The sequence below is a fragment of the Pseudofrankia sp. EUN1h genome (assembly GCF_001854645.1).
Classification (GTDB): Bacteria; Actinomycetota; Actinomycetes; order Frankiales; family Frankiaceae; genus Pseudofrankia; species Pseudofrankia saprophytica.
The window spans coordinates 176,931-195,912 of the sequence record NZ_MBLN01000077.1 but is presented as its reverse complement, the minus strand read 5'-3'; the positions used below and the strand labels follow the sequence as shown (position 1 = coordinate 195,912).

At 70.7% G+C, this 18,982-nt stretch carries 18 protein-coding genes and 1 pseudogene; 7 read left to right on the top strand and 12 right to left on the bottom strand.

Features of this window, described 5'->3' with window-relative positions; all coding sequences use genetic code 11:
• The first annotated feature begins 77 nt into the window (after positions 1-77).
• A complete protein-coding gene (locus BCD49_RS31450) occupies positions 78-1,604 on the top strand; it encodes an MFS transporter (protein WP_007510234.1) in 1,527 nt (508 codons plus the stop codon).
• 109 nt (positions 1,605-1,713) lie between these two features.
• On the opposite strand, the gene BCD49_RS31445 is transcribed toward BCD49_RS31450, so the two are convergent.
• From BCD49_RS31445 to BCD49_RS31430, 4 genes are all read right to left on the bottom strand, one after another.
• Complete coding sequence (locus BCD49_RS31445; protein ID WP_071042228.1) at positions 1,714-2,952, bottom strand: sensor domain-containing phosphodiesterase; 1,239 nt, start codon at positions 2,950-2,952, stop codon at positions 1,714-1,716.
• A 121-nt stretch (positions 2,953-3,073) separates the two neighbouring features.
• Positions 3,074-3,913, bottom strand: coding sequence for an MBL fold metallo-hydrolase (locus BCD49_RS31440; protein WP_007510238.1), 840 nt, complete (start codon positions 3,911-3,913; stop codon positions 3,074-3,076).
• Positions 3,914-4,083: 170 nt separating this feature from the next.
• Positions 4,084-5,046, bottom strand: a complete 963-nt coding sequence (locus tag BCD49_RS31435; RefSeq protein WP_007510240.1) for a LysR family transcriptional regulator — start codon at positions 5,044-5,046, stop codon at positions 4,084-4,086.
• A gap of 83 nt (positions 5,047-5,129) precedes the next feature.
• Entirely contained in the window at positions 5,130-5,726 is a 597-nt protein-coding gene (locus BCD49_RS31430) for a TetR/AcrR family transcriptional regulator (protein WP_007510241.1), read from the bottom strand.
• A gap of 89 nt (positions 5,727-5,815) precedes the next feature.
• On the opposite strand from BCD49_RS31430, the gene BCD49_RS31425 reads away from it, so the two are divergent.
• Positions 5,816-7,345 carry an FAD-dependent monooxygenase gene (locus BCD49_RS31425; protein ID WP_071042227.1) on the top strand — a complete coding sequence of 510 codons (1,530 nt, stop codon included), beginning with the start codon at positions 5,816-5,818 and terminating at the stop codon, positions 7,343-7,345.
• A 69-nt stretch (positions 7,346-7,414) separates the two neighbouring features.
• On the opposite strand, the gene BCD49_RS31420 is transcribed toward BCD49_RS31425, so the two are convergent.
• A complete protein-coding gene (locus BCD49_RS31420) occupies positions 7,415-8,464 on the bottom strand; it encodes a YihY/virulence factor BrkB family protein (RefSeq protein WP_007510245.1) in 1,050 nt (349 codons plus the stop codon).
• Positions 8,465-8,836: 372 nt separating this feature from the next.
• Here BCD49_RS31420 and BCD49_RS31415 point away from each other — a divergent pair, with 372 nt between their 5' ends.
• The 3 genes from BCD49_RS31415 to BCD49_RS31405 all read left to right on the top strand — a co-directional run bounded on the left by BCD49_RS31415 (position 8,837) and on the right by BCD49_RS31405 (position 11,341).
• On the top strand, positions 8,837-9,619 hold the full coding sequence (locus tag BCD49_RS31415) for a MerR family transcriptional regulator (protein WP_027140800.1): 783 nt from the start codon (positions 8,837-8,839) through the stop codon (positions 9,617-9,619).
• Positions 9,616-9,978: a hypothetical protein gene (locus BCD49_RS44390; protein ID WP_007510250.1), complete on the top strand. Its 363-nt coding sequence runs from the start codon at positions 9,616-9,618 to the stop codon at positions 9,976-9,978. Before BCD49_RS31415 ends, BCD49_RS44390 begins: the two co-directional genes overlap by 4 nt.
• A gap of 514 nt (positions 9,979-10,492) precedes the next feature.
• Positions 10,493-11,341 (top strand): PP2C family protein-serine/threonine phosphatase, encoded by an 849-nt coding sequence (locus BCD49_RS31405; protein ID WP_007510252.1) that lies wholly within the window; start codon positions 10,493-10,495, stop codon positions 11,339-11,341.
• Positions 11,342-11,504: 163 nt separating this feature from the next.
• Here the strand turns inward: BCD49_RS31405 and BCD49_RS31400 are convergent, their stop codons facing one another.
• The 7 genes and pseudogenes from BCD49_RS31400 to BCD49_RS31370 all read right to left on the bottom strand — a co-directional run bounded on the left by BCD49_RS31400 (position 11,505) and on the right by BCD49_RS31370 (position 17,803).
• Positions 11,505-12,626 (bottom strand): hypothetical protein, encoded by a 1,122-nt coding sequence (locus BCD49_RS31400; RefSeq protein ID WP_071042226.1) that lies wholly within the window; start codon positions 12,624-12,626, stop codon positions 11,505-11,507.
• A 235-nt stretch (positions 12,627-12,861) separates the two neighbouring features.
• The gene (locus tag BCD49_RS31395) at positions 12,862-13,983 is read right to left on the bottom strand and encodes a hypothetical protein (RefSeq protein ID WP_071042225.1); all 1,122 of its coding nucleotides are present in this window, start codon (positions 13,981-13,983) and stop codon (positions 12,862-12,864) included.
• A 329-nt stretch (positions 13,984-14,312) separates the two neighbouring features.
• Positions 14,313-15,644, bottom strand: a complete 1,332-nt coding sequence (locus BCD49_RS31390; protein ID WP_007510258.1) for an MFS transporter — start codon at positions 15,642-15,644, stop codon at positions 14,313-14,315.
• Between the two features lie 68 nt (positions 15,645-15,712).
• Positions 15,713-15,955 (bottom strand): annotated as a pseudogene (locus BCD49_RS31385) (FAD-dependent oxidoreductase); the annotation flags it as partial.
• A 65-nt stretch (positions 15,956-16,020) separates the two neighbouring features.
• Positions 16,021-16,428 (bottom strand): arsenate reductase ArsC, encoded by a 408-nt coding sequence (locus tag BCD49_RS31380; protein WP_007510262.1) that lies wholly within the window; start codon positions 16,426-16,428, stop codon positions 16,021-16,023.
• A gap of 12 nt (positions 16,429-16,440) precedes the next feature.
• A complete protein-coding gene (locus tag BCD49_RS31375; RefSeq protein WP_007510265.1) occupies positions 16,441-17,199 on the bottom strand; it encodes an aquaporin in 759 nt (252 codons plus the stop codon).
• A gap of 7 nt (positions 17,200-17,206) precedes the next feature.
• On the bottom strand, positions 17,207-17,803 hold the full coding sequence (locus tag BCD49_RS31370) for an ArsI/CadI family heavy metal resistance metalloenzyme (RefSeq protein WP_007510266.1): 597 nt from the start codon (positions 17,801-17,803) through the stop codon (positions 17,207-17,209).
• 100 nt (positions 17,804-17,903) lie between these two features.
• Here BCD49_RS31370 and BCD49_RS31365 point away from each other — a divergent pair, with 100 nt between their 5' ends.
• Together BCD49_RS31365 and BCD49_RS31360 are read left to right on the top strand one after the other, a co-directional pair.
• Positions 17,904-18,299, top strand: coding sequence for an ArsR/SmtB family transcription factor (locus tag BCD49_RS31365; RefSeq protein WP_007510268.1), 396 nt, complete (start codon positions 17,904-17,906; stop codon positions 18,297-18,299).
• Entirely contained in the window at positions 18,296-18,952 is a 657-nt protein-coding gene (locus BCD49_RS31360) for a class I SAM-dependent methyltransferase (RefSeq protein ID WP_007510270.1), read from the top strand. Before BCD49_RS31365 ends, BCD49_RS31360 begins: the two co-directional genes overlap by 4 nt.
• The last annotated feature ends 30 nt before the right edge of the window (positions 18,953-18,982 follow it).

Genomic DNA, 18,982 nt, shown 5'->3' with positions numbered 1-18,982 from the left:
CACAGGTAACTTCCCCGGTCCACCATGCCCGAAGTACCCACTGTCAACATTGAGGCTGTCGACGCTAAGGATCTGGGATGGCGAGTAACCGATATGCAGTCCTGACGGTCGCGTGTCTCGCGACCTTCGCGATCAACCTCGACACCAACCTCGTGAACGTCGCGCTGCCGTCCCTGACCCGAGAGATCGGCGCCAGCACGCGGGACCTGCAGTGGGTCGTCGACGCCTACAACCTCGCCTTCGCTGCCCTCGTCCTGGGCGCGGGCAGCCTCGGCGACCGGTTCGGGCGGCGCCCCGCGCTGATCATCGGTCTGCTCGGCTTCGGGGCCGCCAGCGGGCTAGGCGCGCTGTGCACCGGTTCCGGGCAGCTCACCGCCGCACGGGCGGTGATGGGCGTGTTCGCGGCGCTGATCTTCCCGACGACACTGTCGATCATCACCAACGCCTTCCCTGTCCGGCGCGAACGGGCCAAGGCCATCGGGATCTGGGGCGCCGTCACCGGCGTCGCCGTCGCCACCGGCCCCGTCGTCGGCGGCCTGCTGCTCGAGCACTTCTGGTGGGGCAGCGTGTTCGTCGCGCTCGTTCCCGTCGCGATCGTCACCGCGGGGCTCGCGGTCTGGCTCGTCCCCGAATCGCGCGACCCGGCGGCTCCCGGGATCGACGTGCCCGGCGTCCTGGCCGGCTCCGCGACGATCGGCCTGCTCGTCTACACGATCATCGAGGCGCCGCACCGCGGCTGGCACGCCCCGCTCACGATCGCCGGCTTCGTCGCGACCGCCGTGCTCGCCGCCGTGTTCGTGATGATCGAGCGCCGCGTCGCGCACCCGATGCTCGACGTGTCGGTGTTCGCCACCCGGGCGTTTACCGCGGCGAGCATGTCGGTCACCGTGGCCTTCTTCGCCCTGTTTGGCTTCATCTTCCTGGTGACCCAGTACTTCCAGTTCGTGCGGGGCTATGGCCCGCTGTCCACCGGCGTGCGCATCCTGCCGGTCGCGGGCACCATCGCGGCCGGCTCCGCGGCCGGACCGCTGCTGGTGGCCCGGTTCGGTACCCGTCCCGTCGTGATGGCCGGGCTCACTCTGCTCGGCGGCTCGTTCGCCTGGATCGCGGCCTCACCACTGGACGAGAGCTATCTGCTGATCGTCGGGCAGATGGTGATGATGGGTCTGGGTCTCGGACTCACCCAGGTTCCGGCGACCGAGTCCATCCTGTCCGTGCTCCCGGCGGCCAAGGCCGGCGTCGGATCAGCCATCAACGACGCCACCCGGGAAGCCGGCGGCACCCTTGGCGTGGCCGTGGTCGGCAGCGTCTACGCCTCGATCTTCGCCAGCCACCTCAGCGACTCCAGTCTCGCGCAGCTGCCCGCCGGGTTGCTCGCCCAGGCGACCTCATCGGTGGGCACGGCGCTCGAGGTGGCCCAGCAGGCCGGCGGCGGCCCGCTCGTCGACGCCGTCAACAGCTCGTTCCAGTCCGCGTTCCACCTCGGGTGCGTCGTCGGCGCGGCCGTCTGCTGGGCCGGCGCGCTCGCGGCGTCCGCCCTGCCGGGACGTCAGCGCCCGCAGGTAGTCGAGCCCGAGCCGACGCCCAGCTCGGTGCTCGCGTGACCAGCACCTCCCGCGTGAACGGCGCCGTCCACGTCGACGGCGCCGTTCACGTAACAGCGCCGTCCACGTGGCGGCGCCGCTCGGCTGACAAGCGGTCCGGGCGGGCCGATCAGTACGGGCCGGCGGACGCGAGCGCGGGCTGGGTCGCCAGGCAGGCGGCGGCGAGGTCGGCGGTGGGGCGGCCGAGGAAGAACCCCTGGCCGTAGTCGACGTCGGCGGCGCGCGCGGCGTCGAGGTCGGCGCGGGATTCGATGCCTTCGGYGACGACCTGTGCGCCGATGCCGTGGCCGATCCTGGCGATGCCCTCGGCGACGGCCCAGTGAGCGGAGTCGGTGGACATGCCGCGGACGATGAACCGGTCGATTTTGATCACGTCCGGGCGTAGCTGGAGCAGAAGCTTGAGGCCCGAGTAGCAGGTGCCCATGTCGTCGATGACGATGTGCACGCCATGGGCCCGCAGGGTGCCGACGGCGGCGAGCAGGTCGTGGTCCTCGCCGACGTGCTCGTGTTCGGTGATCTCCAGAGCAAGGCGCTGCGGGGCGCCGGTGGAAAGAAGACTGTCGATCAGTCCGCTGGTCACGGTCGTGGGCGAGGCGTTCACCTCCAGGCGCACGCCAGGGGGGAGACCTGGCAGCATGGCGAGGGCGCGGTGGATGGCGGTCATCTCCAACTCGGCACCCAGGCCGACCGCCGTGGCGTCGGCGAACAGCGGTCCCGGGCGGGTGGCGTCCGAGAACCGGGACAGCGCCTCCACCGCGACGGGCTGGCCGGAGCTCAGGTCGACGATCGGCTGCAGGTGGATCTGCGGGCCGCCGCCGTCGATCACGTCATGGACGTGGCGCCAGATCAGGCTGCGCGTCTCCCACATCCTGTGCAGGTCGCTGACGTACTCGGTCAGGAAGTCCGCCAGGAGGCGTAGGAACCGAATGTCGCGGGGCCCGAGGGACGGCCGTGGCTCCCGGTTGATGCATCCGACCACGCCGTAGACGTTGCCATCGGCGTCGAAGACCGGCATCGCCGCGTATGCGCCGATGCCGAGTTCGCGGACGGAAGGGGAGTCAGCTGTCCGCGGGTCGCGGCGGGTGTTCCGGCCCAGCGTCGGAAGCTCGCCGGTCAGGACACGTCCGAACAGTCCCTGTTCGYGGCGCAGACTGGCCCCGGGCGTCAACCCGAACATGCGAGCGTTCCCGCTGGCCTCCTGCATGATCAGCAGACTGCCGTCGACCCGACCGAGCCCGGCCAGATCCATCCGCATCCGCCGTCGCAGCAGTTCGAGCAGGTCTGTGACGGCCGCACTCGGCTCCTGAACTTCGGAGTGTGGCCCCAGACAGCTCGGGCAGCTCGACATCCGTCTCCTCCCCGATGCCAGGGCTACCCGACCACGTATTTTCCACACCCGCTCACCCTGGGCGAGCGCCGACCGAGTCAGGTGCGGTCTACGTAGCCGAATCGCGGCGGCGACGTCCACCTCATCGGCGCTCCGCTCCCGAGGGGCGAACCTCGAAGGTGCGGCCGGGGGCGGCGAGATGGACCGGTCCCCGGAAGGCACGCTCGGCGTCGGCCTTGCGCGCTTTCAGCCAGGTCTCGTCGGCGGTGACGAAGTGGGTCAGAACGAGCTGCCCCACGCCGGCGGCAGCGGCCACGTCGCCCGCCTCGGCCGCGCAGAGGTGCCCGTGCGAGGTCACGTCCGGTTTCTCGAGGGTCGCCTCGGACAGGAACAGGTCGACGTTCTGGGCGAGCGGGACGAGATCGGGCGTGTAGGCGGTGTCCCCGGTGAAGGCGAACGATCCTTCCGGGCTCTCGATGCGCGTCCCGCAGTTGGGCAGCGAGTGGTTCAGCCCATGCAGGCTGATCGCGCAGTCACCGATGGTGAAAATGTCGGCCGGCTCGTATTCATGGACCACGAACGCGACGTCGAACGACCGGTCCAGCATGGGAAACGACGGGACGGGAAAGACCGAGGCGAGGATGTCGAGCCTGGCCCGGCCGCCTTTCGGCACGTACAGCGGGACCGGAGGCCACTCGACCTGGGCCGCGCCGCGCAGAGTGGGAAGAAGCTTCGGGTCACGAAGACGACCGGAGAGCAGGGTCTTGCCCAGGGTCAACAGGTCGTAGCAGTGATCCGCGTGAAGATGGCTGATGACTATCGCGTCCAGGTCGCTCGGGTGCGCGAGGGCGCTGAGCGCCGTGGCCGCGCCGGGGCCACAGTCCAGCAGGAGCCGGGCCGACCCCGTCGACACGAGGTAGCCGGAGCTGGCCTGGCCGTCCGCGGGCATTCCCTGCCGGCAGCCCAAAACGGTCAACCGCATGCGTGGTCCCATTTCTCCAGATCGGGTTCAGCCGACCTCGGCCGGTCGACTCCGGTGAAATGGTGTCAGCGGGGAAACCGGGCTTCAATCACAGACAGGCGATCGGTCGATCGCGAATCCGATTTTGAATCGTTGACGTCCTCGCCGTTCACGCCGCCCGATCGCCTGTACTACTGGCCCTGGTCGCCTTCGGGAGCCGGGGCGGCCGCGGGCGCCGCCTCCCGGTCGTCGGGCGGCGAGGAAAGCGGGGCGACCGCCGCCAGGCTGGCGAGGAAGGCACCGACGGCCGGCCGCGGGTCCGGGCGCCAGATGGCCCGCACGTCGACCCGGGGGACCGGGTTCACGATCGGCATCGCGACCAGGTCGTCGGTCGGCCGCCGGGGTCGGGCGTCCGAGACGAAGGCGACCGCCCGCAGCGTCTCCACCATCACCGCCGTCGCCCCGCTGTCCTCGACCTCGGCCGCGACCGTCAGGGAGATCCCGCGGCGCTCGGCCGCCGCGAACACGGCGTCGTGCATGGCCGGGCTGCGTTCCCGGCGCAGCAGCACGATCGGCTGGTCGGCGAGCTCGGCGAAGTCGACCTGCGCGCGGGTGGCCCAGGGATGGTCACGGGAGACCATGGCGACGAGCGAGGCGGTCGAGACCCGCCGGGCCAACAGCGGTCTGGGCGGGATGCCGGAGTAGATGAGCGCTATGTCGATCCTGCCGTCGGACACGGCCGCGAGCTGCGGGCCGCTGAGGCCCTCCCACAGGACCGTCGAGAGCTCCGGGTAGTCCGCTCCCAGCCGGCGAAGAGTCGGCCGGAGGACCTGTTGGCCGGCGGCGAAGTTGAAACCGACCGTGATCTTCCCCAGCCGGCCGGACGCGGCCTCGCGCGCCACCTCCACGGCCCTGCGCGCGTGTTCCAGTACCCGCTCGGCCTCGACGCGGAAGGCCTCCCCGGCCGGCGTGAGCCGCACGTCGTGCGAGGTCCTCGCCAGCAGCGGCACGCCGAGGTGGCGCTCGAGGCGTTGTACCTGCTGGCTCAGCGTCGGTTGGCCGATGAACAGCTTGGCGGCCGCCCGCCCAAAATGCCTTTCTTCCGCGACAGCCAGGAAGTACGTCAGCTGCCTGAGCTCCAGCCGGGTGTCCATTCCACCTCCCGGGCCAACCGTAGGCCGGCCGCCGCAACGAGGGATGAATCGGACGTGGAGGCAAGCTGGCTGCCGGAAGCGCCCTAGGCTGGCGGGACCCGCAGGAGGGTGCGCTCGGCGGTGAGGAGCAGTCGGGCGGCGACGTCGTCCACCGACAGCTCGCGGCCGGTGTGCAGGGCGTCGAACGCGTCGAAGCCGGTGAGCGCCCACAGCACGTCGACGGCCACGTCCGGCGCGACGGCCAGCAGGCCGTTCTCGTCGAGCCGGTTGGCGAGGTGCACCAGCCCGCCCAGCCGGTTCTGCTCGGTCCGCTCCAGCGCGCCCTCGAGCGCGGCCGCCTCCGCGCGCAGGGCGACCAGCGCGTCCCGCTGCCGGCCGTAGATCCGGGTGCTGGCGATGACGGCGCCGCGCAGGTGGGTGAGCGGGTCCGGGTCCTGCACCGCCCGGACGAGGTCGGCGAAGCCGCCCCGTTCGCTGACGTCCTGGAGCAGCGCGTCGAACAGCCCGGCGCGCGAGCCGAAGACCAGGTAGACGGTCGAGCGGGCCACCCCGGCCTGGCGGGCCACCGCGTCCACGCTGGGGATCTTCGGGAGCTGGTCGTACACCGCGTCGAGGACGCGCCGCCGGGTCTGCTCCGCGCTCTGCGCCCGCAGCCGCTGCTCGTACCGCCGGGTGGTCATGACGCCAACCTTACATTCGATGGACGGTCTGCCCGATGGAAGACAGCATGTGCAGCGAAAGACAAGCTGTCGCGCGAAATGGGGTCATCATGACCGTTCTCGTCGTCGGGGCCGGCCCGGCCGGGCTCGCCACCGCCATCACCCTCGCCCGCTACGGGGTGCCCACACTGGTGGTGGAGCGCCGGCCCGAGCCGTCTCCGCTTCCCCGGGCGACCGGGATCAGCACCCGGACCATGGAGCTCGTCCGTTCCTGGGGCCTGGAGGAACGGGTCCGCGCCGGCGGGGTCGACGTCCGTTGGCAGGCCTGGATCGGGCCGAGCCTGGTCTCGCCGCACGGGATCGAGCTCGACACCGTCTGGCCCCACCCCGACGTGGTGGCCCGGCTCAGCCCCACCGCGCCGGCCTGCGTTCCGCAAGACGCCCTGGAGGCGGTCCTGCTCGACCACCTCACCGGGTTCGCCCACGTCGAGGTGCGGTTCGGCACCGAGCTGGTCGCGGTGCGGCAGGCCGACGGCGTTGTCGAGGTCACGCTTCGCGACGTCGGCACCGGCGCGGTCAGCGGGTACCGGCCGGATTACCTGGTGGCCGCCGACGGTGCCCGCAGCCCGGTCCGGAACGCGATCGGGATCGAGACGGAGGAGGTGGAAGGCGGCGACGGCCCGCGCGGGGTGCTCGGCTCGCCGTGGCTCGGCGCCCGCGCGACCCTGTTCACGGCGACGCTTCCCGAAGGGTCACTGTGGGACGTCCTCGGTGAACGCCGGCACCTGATCTACACGGTCACCAACCCGGAGGCGAGCGGCGTCCTGCTCCCCGCCGGCGACGGCCGTTGGCTGTTCGGGCAGGACTGCGACCTCGACGCGCCCACGCCCGCCTACGAGGTCCTGGCCGACCAGATCGCGACGGCGATCGGCCTGCCGGGCCTGCGGCCGACCGTCCTGCGCACGGGAACGTTCCGTTTCGACGCCGCCATGGCCCGCCGTTACCGGGACGGCGCGGTCTTCCTCGTCGGCGACGCTGCGCACCGGATGACCCCGCGAGGGGGCACCGGGCTGAACACCGCCGTCCACGACGGCCACGACCTCGGCTGGAAACTGGCCTGGGTCACGCTCGGCTGGGCGTCCCCCGAACTGCTGGACAGCTACGAGACCGAGCGCGAGCCGGTCGGCCGCCGCAACACGACGCTGTCCGCGCAGTCCGTCGGCTCCTACCGCGACCCGGCCGAGGAGCTGGACTTCGACCTCGGCGGCCGGGTGACCCACGCCTGGGTCGACCACGCGGATGGCAACCAGAACGGCGACACGGACGGCGGCGTCGCCACGCACCGGGGCACCGGCGTCTCCGGGCGAATCTCCACCCTCGATCTGCTCGGGCCAGGCCTGACCGTGCTCACCGGCCCGGACRCACCGGCCGCGGACATGATGGCGRCAGACCGACAGGCGCTCGGACCCGCGCTCGGCGCCACCCTCACCGCGCGGGTCCCGATCAAGGTGTGGCGCCTCGACGGGCGTACCGCCGAAGCCCTCGGGATCCCGGCCGGCGGCTCACTGACGCTGCGCCCGGATGGCAAGCCCGCGGTCCACTCGGCGTCCGACCTGGTGGCGGCTGGCCACGACCGGTGAACTGGCCGGCCGGCGCCGAGTTCTTCGGGCCGAGGTCGCGCTGCTGCCCTCGAACAACGGGCATCCGGGTTAGTCCGCCTCGTCGGCTTCTCGGCCGGACTCGCGGGGATCCGCGGTGTTCCCGGCAGGGTGGCGCGGGGGAGCGGAGGGCTCGTGAAAAGTCACTTCGACCCGCTCGTGCTTCTTGAACTGTTCGCCCCTCGCGTAGGACGTGTACGCCCGGCGGTCTTGCTCGGTGAGCTCGACGTCGTCGGTGAAGGGGGTCATCAGCGCGCGTGGGTACAGCCGGCGGCGTCGCACGGCGTTCGCCTCGGCCGCGAGGACGACGATGACGGCCTCGATGTAGATCCACGCGAGCAGGCCGAGCACGAGGCCGAACGTCCCGTACACCTGGCTGGCCCCGCGCAGCTTGTGGTTCAGGTAGTAGGCCCCCACCGTCTGCAGCACCTGGAACCCGACGGCGGCGGCGATCGCGCCGATCCACACGTCCCTGACGGCGGGCCGCTGTGCCGTCAGCAGGGTGAACGCCAGCAGGAACAGCCCGGCGTTGCTCGCGGTGGACAGCAGGCCTGCGACGAGGCGGGACCAAGGGCCGATGTCGGCCCCGAGGAGACCGGCCCCGGTCGTGATGGTCGAGAGACCGGCCGTGACGAGGACGCCGATGCCGAGCAGACCCACCAGTCCGAGGCTGCGCAGGCGGGAGCGCAGCGGGTTGGGCCGTGCCTGCCGCGGCACGGCCCATACCTTGTCCAGGGCGTGCTGCAGTGCCTGGGCCACCCCGAGGCTTCCGTAGAGGCTGACGACGATGCCGACGACGAGCGCTGGCGTGCTGCCCTTGAGCTGTGTGACGTCGTTACGCAGTTCGGCGCCGATGACCGGGAACTGGGCGAGCGCCGAGCTGACGAGGTCCTGCTGGAGGCCCGCGTGGCCGTGCAGCACGAAGCCGAGGACCGTCGTCAACAGGAGCAGCATCGGGAACAGCGAGAGGAAGCCGTAGTAGGTGATCAGGGCGGCGAGATATCCGCCCTGATCGTCGTAGAACTTGTAGATCACGGCGATGGGATAGCCGAGTGCCCTGAACCGCCGTTGTGCCTGGTCCAGGCGCCCGCTCAGCGACATCTGCTCTCCTCATCGCTGGCGGGTCGCGCTCGTGCTGCCCCCGCATGACACGTTCGGCTCCGTCAACGCCCGGCTGTGCGCGTTCGTGCCGCCGGGCGAACGGAGGCGGCTGTGATGTCAGTCTGGACGTCTGGAACAGAAGACGGTGCGCCGCGGCCGCGGTGGCGCGGAGGGCACGGCCCAGTCGGCCTGGACCTGATGGTGCACCAACCCAGGCTGGTCGTGATGGGACCGGCTGGCCCACGCGGCGCAGCCCACGGCGGCACCGCGACAAGCCGGGGGTCCGCGGCCACGTCAGCTTTGGGTTCCATGGCTGTTTGGGTTCATGGCTGGCTTGACCTTCGAGTCGGGTCGAACGTTTACGGTCCGGTCATGGGCACCTACCGCATCTCACAACTGGCGGATCGCGTCGGCGTGCCGGCCAGCACGCTGCGGTTCTACGAGTCGGCTGGGCTGTTGTCTGCCGAGCGCGCTCCGTCGGGTTACCGGGTCTACGGCGAGGAGGCGGTGGAGCGGTTGGCGTTCATCTCCTCCGGGAAGCTGCTGGGGCTGTCATTGGAGGAGATCGGCGACCTGCTGAGGGTGTGGGAGCAGGGGGTGTGCGCGGCGGTCCGGGAACGGATGGCGCCGCTGGTCGCCGCCCGGATCGTCGACGCCGACCAGCGTGCGGCCGAACTGTCGGCCTTCGCCGCGCGGTTGGCCGCATTCCACACCGAACTCGCGGGGGCAGCGCCCGCGGGTGGTTGCGGCCCGGGCTGCGGTTGCCTCGCCACGACCGGCCCCTCATCTGCCGGTCCGGTGCCGCTCACGCTGTCCCCGGTCCGGCCTGGGCTCGCTGCCGACGACCAGGCCTGGCGCGACGCGCCGGTCGCCTGCGCTCTCGGCGGTGACGAGCAGGCCAACCGGGCCGCCCACTGGCGCGAGCTGCTTGGCGAGGCGGTCGGTCGGGAGGAGATAGCCGACGGGCTCCGCGTGACGTTTCCACCCGGCGTGGATCTCGCCGTGCGGGTCACCGCGCTCGCCGCGGCTGAGCAGGACTGCTGCGCGTTCTTCGCCTTCACGCTTCACCTCGCTCCTACCGCGCTGGTCCTGACCGTGCGGGCTCCCGAGACCGCCACCGCCCTGCTCGCCGACCTGTTCGGGGTGTCCGCATGAGTCCAACGGCTGGCCGCTCCCGCCCGTGGTCGACGATCGGCGCCACAGCGGCAGCCCTCGGTGCCTGCGCGGTGTGCTGCGCTGGCCCGCTCCTCGCGGTGCTCGGCGCGGTCAGTGCCGGGGCGACCGTCGCCGCCGTTTGGGTTCCCGCGCTGGCCGTGGTGGCCGTGGTGGCCGCCGCCATGCTTGCCGGCGCCGCGGTGGTCCGCCGTCGCCGCCTGGTGGCCTGCCGGACGGCTCCCGGACCGGTGGACCTGGGCCTGCCCACCCCGCGGACCATCGGAATGCGGCGAGAACCTTCCCACGGTGAGAGCCACACCGCCGCGCGTCGTGGGCGCGATGGTGTCAGTGGGTCGTGAGGATGCCGGGACGAACCGGCAGGTGAACGTGCGGAGGAGCTGGACCGCCAACTCGCGGCCGCCGTTGTCCCCTTAGGTGGCAGGCGACGTTACATCGGTGAGTTCGTCCACCCAACGCAGGCCAGGGCGGCCTCGATGCCCCGTCTCGCACCGGAACGACTCCCAGCGGCCGACAGTGGTCGACGCCGACCCGTGCGGGAGTTCTCCGACGGCGAGCGGCCCGCCGCGAACCTTCCACAAAGTCTTCACTCCTCCTCAACAGTGCACGAATAAATTCGGCGGCGTAGCGATCCAGTACCGGCGAATGTCGCTCCGCGAGGCCCGCGACCGGGCCGCTGTGAGAGAGGCGAGGAGTGGGCGCGAAGGTCAGCTGTGCGTCGCTCGTGCGGCGTTGGGAACCGGCGCGGGGAATCAGACCGCGCAGTCAGGCGAACCGGCTGTCCGTCCGGCACCGCCTTTTCTGGTGCCCGGAGAACGGTCCGCGTCACCATATTGTCAGCTGGGGGTACCCGCCGTGTTCGCGGTCGACAGCACGATCAAGACGTACCTGGCCTTCCGCGTGCCGCGGCCGCGAGTTCCGCACGCACCGGACCCCGTCGCCGGCTTGACCGGCGGCTCGACAGGCGGCTCGCTCGTGGAGTCGCCATGGCCACCGGGCGTCGAGGTCGCGGCACGCTGCCGGGCCGGCCGTGACGGCGTTCCCGGTGATTTCTTCGGCCTGTTTCGGTCCGGCGCCGGCCGTGGCCGCTCAGGACGTCACCTGTTCGGCCGGGCGCGCCTCGACGAGGAGCGCTGCGCGCTGGTCATCGGCGACGTGTGCGGCAACGGGTTGCAGGCGGCTCGCGTCGCCCAAGCAGCGCTACGAACAGTCCGGGAGGTCTCCAGGCGGGAGACCGCGCCGCGACGAATCGTCGACTATCTCAACACGGCGATGCTCGATGCCGCGCCCGACAGCGAGTGCTTCCTCACCGCCGTCTGCATCACGCTGCGCCCAGCGGTGCGCGGCTACCGCGCCGTACTGTGCTCGGCCGGTCATCCGCCGGTGCTGGTACGTCGCCGCGACGGAACGGTGCGCGAGATCACGACCAACGGGATCGCGCTCGGCGTCACCGCCGACCCCCAGCTGAACGAGTACCGGTTCAGGTTGCGGCCGGGCGACACGCTGCTGCTCTACACCGACGGGGTGACGGAGGCTCGTCGCCGCGACGAGCAATACGGCGAGCCTCGGCTGCGAGGGCACTTCGCCCGCGTCGGTGGGCTCGAACCGGGCCTCGTGGCGCGTTCCGTCGTGCAGGCCGCCCTCGACTACTGCGACAGCGTCGTCACCGACGACATCACCGTCGTGGCACTGCGGGTCAGCTGACCGGGACCCTCGCCGACCTTGTCGAGTACTGATCGCATGGTCATCCTTCGCCATTGCTTTCGGGGCCGAGTCGGGATGCGTAGCCGCCGAAGCGACGTCCTCGGGATGCGGTGAGCACGCGCGAACCGAGGTCGTCGCCGCGGCCATGCTGGGTGCTGGGTGCTTACTGGACGATCGAGGCGATACAGGAGGCGATGCCTCCTCTGGGCGCGTTGACGTTCGCGCCGAGCCGGTAGTTGCGTTCGGTGCGGGACATGGAGACCTGGCGCTTGTCGTAGAAGTCCTTGTAGATCTTCTCGATGTCCTCGCTCTCGTCGACGAACCCAATGTAGGTGCCGTTGTCGTCAAAGTAGGGGACGGCGAACAGGTGTGCGACCCTGATTGCGGCCGAACTGAAGATCATGACGCCTGTGGTGCCGCGTAGTCCAAAGTTCCGGTTGGCGAAGTAGATGCCGGCGAACACGATCGTGTCTGGTTCGTCCGGCCCGTAGCTCACGCGGGCTCCGATCTGGACCCTGGGCGAGATCAGGCCGCGCTCGTTGTCCTGCATGAAGGAGGCCATGTGGCCGGAGGCCATGTAGAKGTCGCCTGCCTTCTTGCCGCCCACGCCTTCCTGCCAGTCCTTGACGACAAGGTGTTCGTCGGTGTCGTTGAGGACCATTCCGAGGATCTTCCTGGGGTTGTCGAGGGACAGGTAGTGCAGGAGTCCGGTGAGGACCGCGACGACGGCTGCGATCGCGGTCGTGAGGCCGATGGTGGTGATCGCGTTCCGGATGGCGGTGGTGAGCACCTGTCCGGCACGCAGCTCCTTGATCACCTCGAATGTCATCGGCGCGCCGACGGCGACCAGGCTGCTCGCGGTCAGTTCGATCGCGAGCTGGCCGGGGGTCTTGGCCGTCTGCATGTTCTCGAAGCGTTTCACCAGCATGGTGAGGTACTCGCGGACGCCGTCACCGCGCAGGCCCATGAGGTGGTTGGCGTCGCTGCGGGTCAGTGAGAGGTTCGGCTCGATGTCGACCTCGGTGTCCAGCATCCGGGCCAGCGCGGTGTCCTGGTCGAAGTCGGTGGCTTCGAGGCCGACCGCGCCGGAGTTCGGCTGACTGGTCTCATCCAGTAGCGCCTCCAGGAGCCGGACCCGGGCGAGCCGGGCCTTCTTCCGGTCGCTGAGCGCGTCGTTCGAGAAGATCGCCCGCAGGTCGACGCCGTGGCGTTCCTTGATCGACTCCATGATCTGTTCCGCGAACTGCCGGTCGCTCAGGTGGGAATGCGTCGACGAGAGTTCCACCAGACACCTCCGAATGATCTCGACAAAGAGATGGCGCGCAGGACCGAGCCAGGCGAGGACCGGTCGGCGCGATCCGGCCACAGATGGACGGGGCGCATACCGGTCCTCGCCGGTTCTCGCGACCGGTCCGGTTACGAGGTCGACCGGTCTGATGCTTTCGCCAGCGCCGGTTGCCTCCTGTCGTCGGGCTTCCCGGCGGTGCCGAACGTGGTGTTCGTGAGTCGCTGCTGGGTGCTTACTGGACGATCGAGGCGATCAAGGAGACGACGCCGCCTCTGGGGGCGTTGACGTTGGCGCCGAGCCGGTAGTTGCGTTCGGTGCGGGACATGGAGACCTGGCGCTTGGCGTAGAAGTCGTTGTAGATCTTCTCGATGTCCTCGCCTTCGTTGACGAAGCCCAGGTAGGTGCCGTTGTCCTCGAAGTAAGGGCAGGCGAACAGGTGGGCGATCCTGACCTTGGGCGAGCTGAAGATCATGACCCCTTCGGCGCCGCGCAGTCCGACGTTGCGGTCCGCGAAGTAGATGCCGGCGAACACGAGGTTGTCCGGCTCGTTCGGCCCGAAGTTGACCCGGGCCCTGATCTGCACCTTCGGTGAGACCAGGCCGCCCTCGTTGTCCTGCATGAAGGACGCCATGTGGCCGAAGGCCATGTACAGGTCGCCGTCCTTCTTCCCATCTACGCCCTTCTCCCAGTTCTTGACGACGAGGTGCTCGTCGGTGTCGTTGAGGACCATTCCGAGGATCTTCTTGGGGTTGTCGAGGAACATGTAGAGCAGGAACCCGACGAGGATCACGACGACGGCGCCGATCGCGGTCTTGAGGCCGATGTTGGTGATGCCGGTCCGGATGGCGACGGCGATCGCCTGCCCGGCACGCAGCGCCTTGATCACTTCGTAGGCCATCGGGACGCCGACGCTGATCAGGCCGCTGGCGGTCAGTTCGATCGCGAGCTGGCCGGGGGTCTTGGCGGTCTGCATGTTCTCGAAGCGCTTCGTGAGCGTCGTCAGGTACTCGCGTACGCCGTCGCCGCGCAGGCCCATGACGTAGGTGGCGTCGCTGCGGGTCAGCGAGAGGTTCGGCTCGATGTCGACCTCGGTGTCCAGCATCCGGRCCAGCGCGGTGTCCTGGTCGAAATCGGCGGCGTCGAGGTCCACCGCGCCGGAGTTCGGCTGGCTCGCCTCGTCCAGCAGGGCTTCCAGGAGCCGGACCCGGGCTAGCCGGGCCTTCTTCCGCTCGCTGAGCGCGTCGTTCGCGAAGATCGCCCGCAGGTCGACGCCGTGGCGTTCTTTGATCGACTCCATGATCTGTTCCGCGACCTGGCGGTTGGTCAGGTGGGTGTGGGTCGACAGGAGTTCCATCGGGCACCTCCGAATGATTCCGAAAAGGAGTCGTGCAGGCATGACAGGGCCGCCGTCGCCTTCTTCGAAAACGGAAGGCGGCGGCAATGTTGGTCGTCGAGTCGACCGCAACTGGTGGGCATCAGGAATTCGCCCGGCGCGAGCGGTTCCCATCGTTCCGAATCGACGTGTCGCGGAAGCCGTCGTCGTCGACCTGGGACCCATACGTCGACCGGCACGCAGAGCCTAGCGGGGGCACGAAGGGCTCGTCCAACCAGAACGTAGAGCGGCAATTTCTCCGCACAAAGCCGTCACCGCCTGATTGATATGACGGCGAGGGTGAGATTGCGTTATTCGCCCCGGACGCGGACCGGTGTCGTCGGGCGGTGGTGGTGGCCGTCGCCCGCGGCGCCGTCCGGGCGGTTGCCGGCGGGGACGGCGGCGGTGGGTCGCGGGGTTGCGGTGGTTGCGGTGGTGGCGGCGGTCGCGAGTGCGGCGCCGAGCCCTCCGGCGGCGGCGAGGGTGACGAACAGCAGTGGATAGCTGCCCATGGCCGCGGCGAGGGCGGCGCCGATGCTGGGGGCGAGGGCGGTCGCGGCGGTGACCGGGGCGTTGAAAACGCCGTTGAGCCGTGCGAAGCGTTGGGTTCCCCACAGGTCGGCGACGATCGTGGCCTCGACGAGGGTGAACATTCCGCGTATCGCTCCGACGAGTACGGCGACTGCGACCAGCGCGAAGGCCGGGCCGGGGAGGATGCCGAGGACGAGGATGGCGAGGCCGCCGGCGCCGATGACGGCGGCGGTCCGGCCGCGGACGGTCAGTCGTGTGGCGAGGGGGCGGTAGCAGAGCCGGCCGGCGACCTGGCCGGCTCCGCCGAGCCCGATCGCCCAGGCGGCGAAGGTCGTCGACAGGCCTCGGCCGGTCAGGAGCGGGACGAGGTTGACCACGACGGCGTAGAGCGCGAACGCGCTCAACGTCATCGCCGCGACGAGCAGCAGGAACAGCCGGCTGGTCAGCACCTGGCGATCGTCCCTGCGCTGCGGCGCCGGGTCCGGTCCGGTGTGGCTGGGGGCCGGGTGCTGGTCGGGCCGCCAGGGTGGGCTCAGTGCCCAGGCATGGGCGGGAATCGTGATGGTGGCGAGGATCGCGGCGAGGACGAGGTAGACCTCTCGCCAGTTCAGGTGGGTGGTGAGCGCGGCGGTGAGGGGCGCGAAGATCGTGCTCGAGAAGCCCGCCGCCAGCGTCAAGGTGGTCAGCGCGGGCAGGCGTCTGGGTCCGTACCAGCCGGTGAGCGCGGCGAACGCCGGTGGGTAGAAGACTCCGGCCATCGCGACTCCGACCACCAGCCAGGCGGCGAGGAACCAACCGTACGACGGGGCCTCGGCGACGCCCGCGAGCGCGGCGACGGCGAGGAGCGAGCCGGCTGTCATCACCGGCCGCGGCCCCCGCCGCCCGAGCAGCCGTCCGACGGGCACGCCGGCTACGGCACCGAGGAGGTTCCCGGCCGAGAACGCCGCCGTCACCGCCGTGCGTGACCAGCCTGTGTCCTCGGCGATGCCCTGGGCGAGGACGGGGAACGCGTAGTACAGCACCCCGTAGCTGACGATCTCGGTGACGCACAGTGCGACCAGCGCCCGCCGGGGACCGGCCGCCGTCCGGCCTGCGGCGGCGGTGCCGAGCACCGGCGTCCCGCCTACGCCGACGCGGGTGCGCGGCCGATCGCGGGCACCTCGACGGGTGGCGCGCAGCAGCCGGYCGGATATCCCGCAACCGGCGCGTTCCACCCCGTGGACGTCAGCAACCGGGCGCCGGCTGGGTCGACGAGCTCGGGCCAGGCGGAGAACAACCGCACATGCCCCCACGCGGCGACCGCTGCCCCGGGACCGTCGCCGGCCTCGAACACCAACGGCTCCAGACCACGCTCCAGCAGATGCGCCCCAGCCGCCAGACCCTGCGGCCCTGCGCCGATCACCGCCACCGGCAAACCCGCCATACCCACCTCTCACATTGACATCGTCGGTCCGGCCGCTCGGCGTGGGCGGGGCTGTGGGGTTGGCGTCAGGCGGCGGCCTGGAGCTCGCCCAGCAGTTTCTCGACGCGGGTACGGATGGCGTCGCGGATGGGGCGGACGGCGTCGATGCCCTGGCCTGCGGGGTCGTCGAGTTTCCAGTCCTCGTAGCGGATGCCGGGGAAGACCGGGCAGGTGTCGCCGCAGCCCATGGTGACGACCACGGTCGAGGATTCGACCGCGTCGACGGTGAGGATCTTCGGGGTCTCGGCGGCGATGTCGATACCGACCTCGGCCATCGCCGCGACGGCGACCGGGTTGACCTTCTCGGCAGGCATGGAGCCCGCGGAGCGGACCTCTACCTGGTCACCGGCGAGGTGGGTGAGGAAGCCGGCGGCCATCTGGGAGCGGCCGGCGTTGTGGACGCAGACGAACAGCACTGACGGCTTGTCGGACATGGACAGGTCCCTTCATGGGGCGAGGAAAGGCCACCGGCCCGGCCGCCGAGCGCCGGACAGCCGGGCGTCCGCCTGCCCCGGCCCGTCAGGCGCGGACCGGTAGAGCAGGCGGACCAGGCCGTAGCCGACAGCGCCACCGACCAGTTGAGCGGCGATGAACGGTGGGACGGAGACGGGGGCGATGCCGGCGAAGGTGTCGGAGAACATCCGCCCGACGCTGATCGCCGGGTTGGCGAAGCTGGTGGAGCTGGTGAACCAGTACGCCGCGCCGATGTAGGCACCCACCGCGGCCGGCGCCCGTTCCCCGCGGCCGGACCGCGCCAGCGAGAAGATCAGCAGGATCAGTCCGGCGGTGGCGACGACCTCGGCGAGCAGATGCGCGCCGGAGGCCCGGTGGTGTGTGGAGATCGACACCGCCTGGCGGTCGAACATCAGGTTCGCCAGGATCGCGCCCGTGACACAGCCGATGACCTGAGCGGGCAGATAGGCGGCGGCGTCCCGCCACGACAACCCGCCGAACGCGGCGTCGACCGCGGTGACGACGGGGTTGAAGTGGGCTCCGGACACCGGTCCGACCATCAGGATGACCGCGTACAGGCCGGCGGCGGTCGCCGCGGCGTTCTCGACCAGTTGCAGGCCGACCTGTCCGGGGCTGAGCTGCTGCGCGGCGATCCCGGAGCCGACGACCAGGGCTGCCAGCAGCAGGCTGCCCAGGGCCTCGGCGGCCAGCCGTCTCGCCAACGGCGGCTGGCCAGCCGGTGCGTTCGTCACCCGCGGTTCAGCAGCACGAGCCGGACGGAGCCGGCTCGACCGCCAGCAGCGTGCGCGTGCCGGCCGCTACCGACGGCGATGCTTCCGCCTCGACCGCCGTCGGGGTCGCGGCTGGCTTCTCGGCCGTCGCGGGGGGAGCGCAGACAGGGCCGCAGTCGCAGGCGGAGCCCGGCCCGTCGGCGCGCTCGGCCACCGACGGCGTCGCGGCTGGACGTGCCATCTCGGCCACGTCGGCCAGCACGGTGTAGACCTCCCACGGCGCGCCGTCCGGGTCGTCGACCCACACCTTGTCCTGCAGCGCGTAGCAACAGGCCGTGTTCTCCTCCACCGCGGTCGTCAGCCCCACCCCGGCCAGCCGGGCGGCGGCCGCGGACACCTCGTCGGTGCTCTCGACCTCGACACCCAGGTGGTTGAGCGCCCCGGCGACCCCGGTACCGCGCACGTCCGGGTTCTCGATCAGGACCAGCTTCAGCGGCGGCGTGTCGATCGCGAAGTTCGCGTATCCCGGCCGGCGCTTCGCCGGCCGGGTGCCGAACAGCTTCCCGTAGAACTCCACCGCCGCCTCGACGTCCGAGACGTTCAACGCCAGTTGCACCCTCGCCATCACGCACCTCCACGATCGCATCGACAACGGTCTATGTCTTGACGAGCAGAGGATGACCGACGAGATAGACGGCTGTCAATCCCTGAGGCATGCTGGAGCCATGGCGACGACATCCCCACCGGCCGCGAGCCCGGTCCTCGCCCCACGGACCGAGACGGCGCCCTTCCCCTTCGCCGGGGCGCTCTCGGGCTGCTGCGCGCCCCTTGCCCGCGAACCGCTCTCGGCCGCGGACGCCGAGCAGCTCGCCACCGTGCTCAAGGCGATCGCCGTACCCGCCCGGCTGCGCCTGCTGTCGATGATCTACGCGCGTGACGGCGGCGAGGCCTGCGTCTGCGAACTCACCGAACCCCTCGGGCTCACCCAGCCCACCGTCAGCCACCACCTGAAAGTCCTCGTCGACGCCGGCCTGATCACCCGCGACAAGCGCGGCGTCTGGGCCTACTACCGCCCCGTACCCGGCGCCATGGCGGCACTCGCCGCGATGCTGGGCGGATGACACAGCGCACGCACTGGGACGACGTCTACGGTCGGGCAGTGGTGACCGAGGTCAGCTGGTACCAGCACGAACCCGCCAGCTCCCTGGCCCTGGTCGAGGCCACGGGCGTCGGCCCGCGTGATGCGGTCATCGATGTCGGTGCCGGGGCGTCCGTGCTCGTCGACCGGCTGCTGGATGCCGGCCATACGGACGTGACCGTGCTCGACGTCGCCGCCGACGCGCTCGCTGTGACCCGGTCCCGTCTCGGGCCGCGGGCCGCCGACGTGCACTGGCTCACCGTCGACCTGCTGGAATGGCGGCCACAACGGCGCTACCAACTCTGGCACGACCGCGCCGTGTTCCACTTCCTCACCGACCCCGCCGACCGCGACCGCTACCGCGCCGTCCTGCGCCAGGCGCTCGCACCCGGCGGCCACGCCATCATCGGAACGTTCGCGGCCGACGGCCCGACAGCCTGCTCCGGGCTACCCACCGCCCGCTACAGCACCGACGAACTCGCCGCCCAGTTTCCCGACCTGCACGTCGTGCGAACCAGCCGCGAACAACACCACACACCGAACGGCCGGACACAGCCGTTCACCTGGCTCACGCTGGCCGATCACACCGACGGCGACGGCAGCGCGGACCACCCAGCCACCGCAACCCACTCCTGACACAGCCCCGGTCTGCCCTCTGCCCCGCCC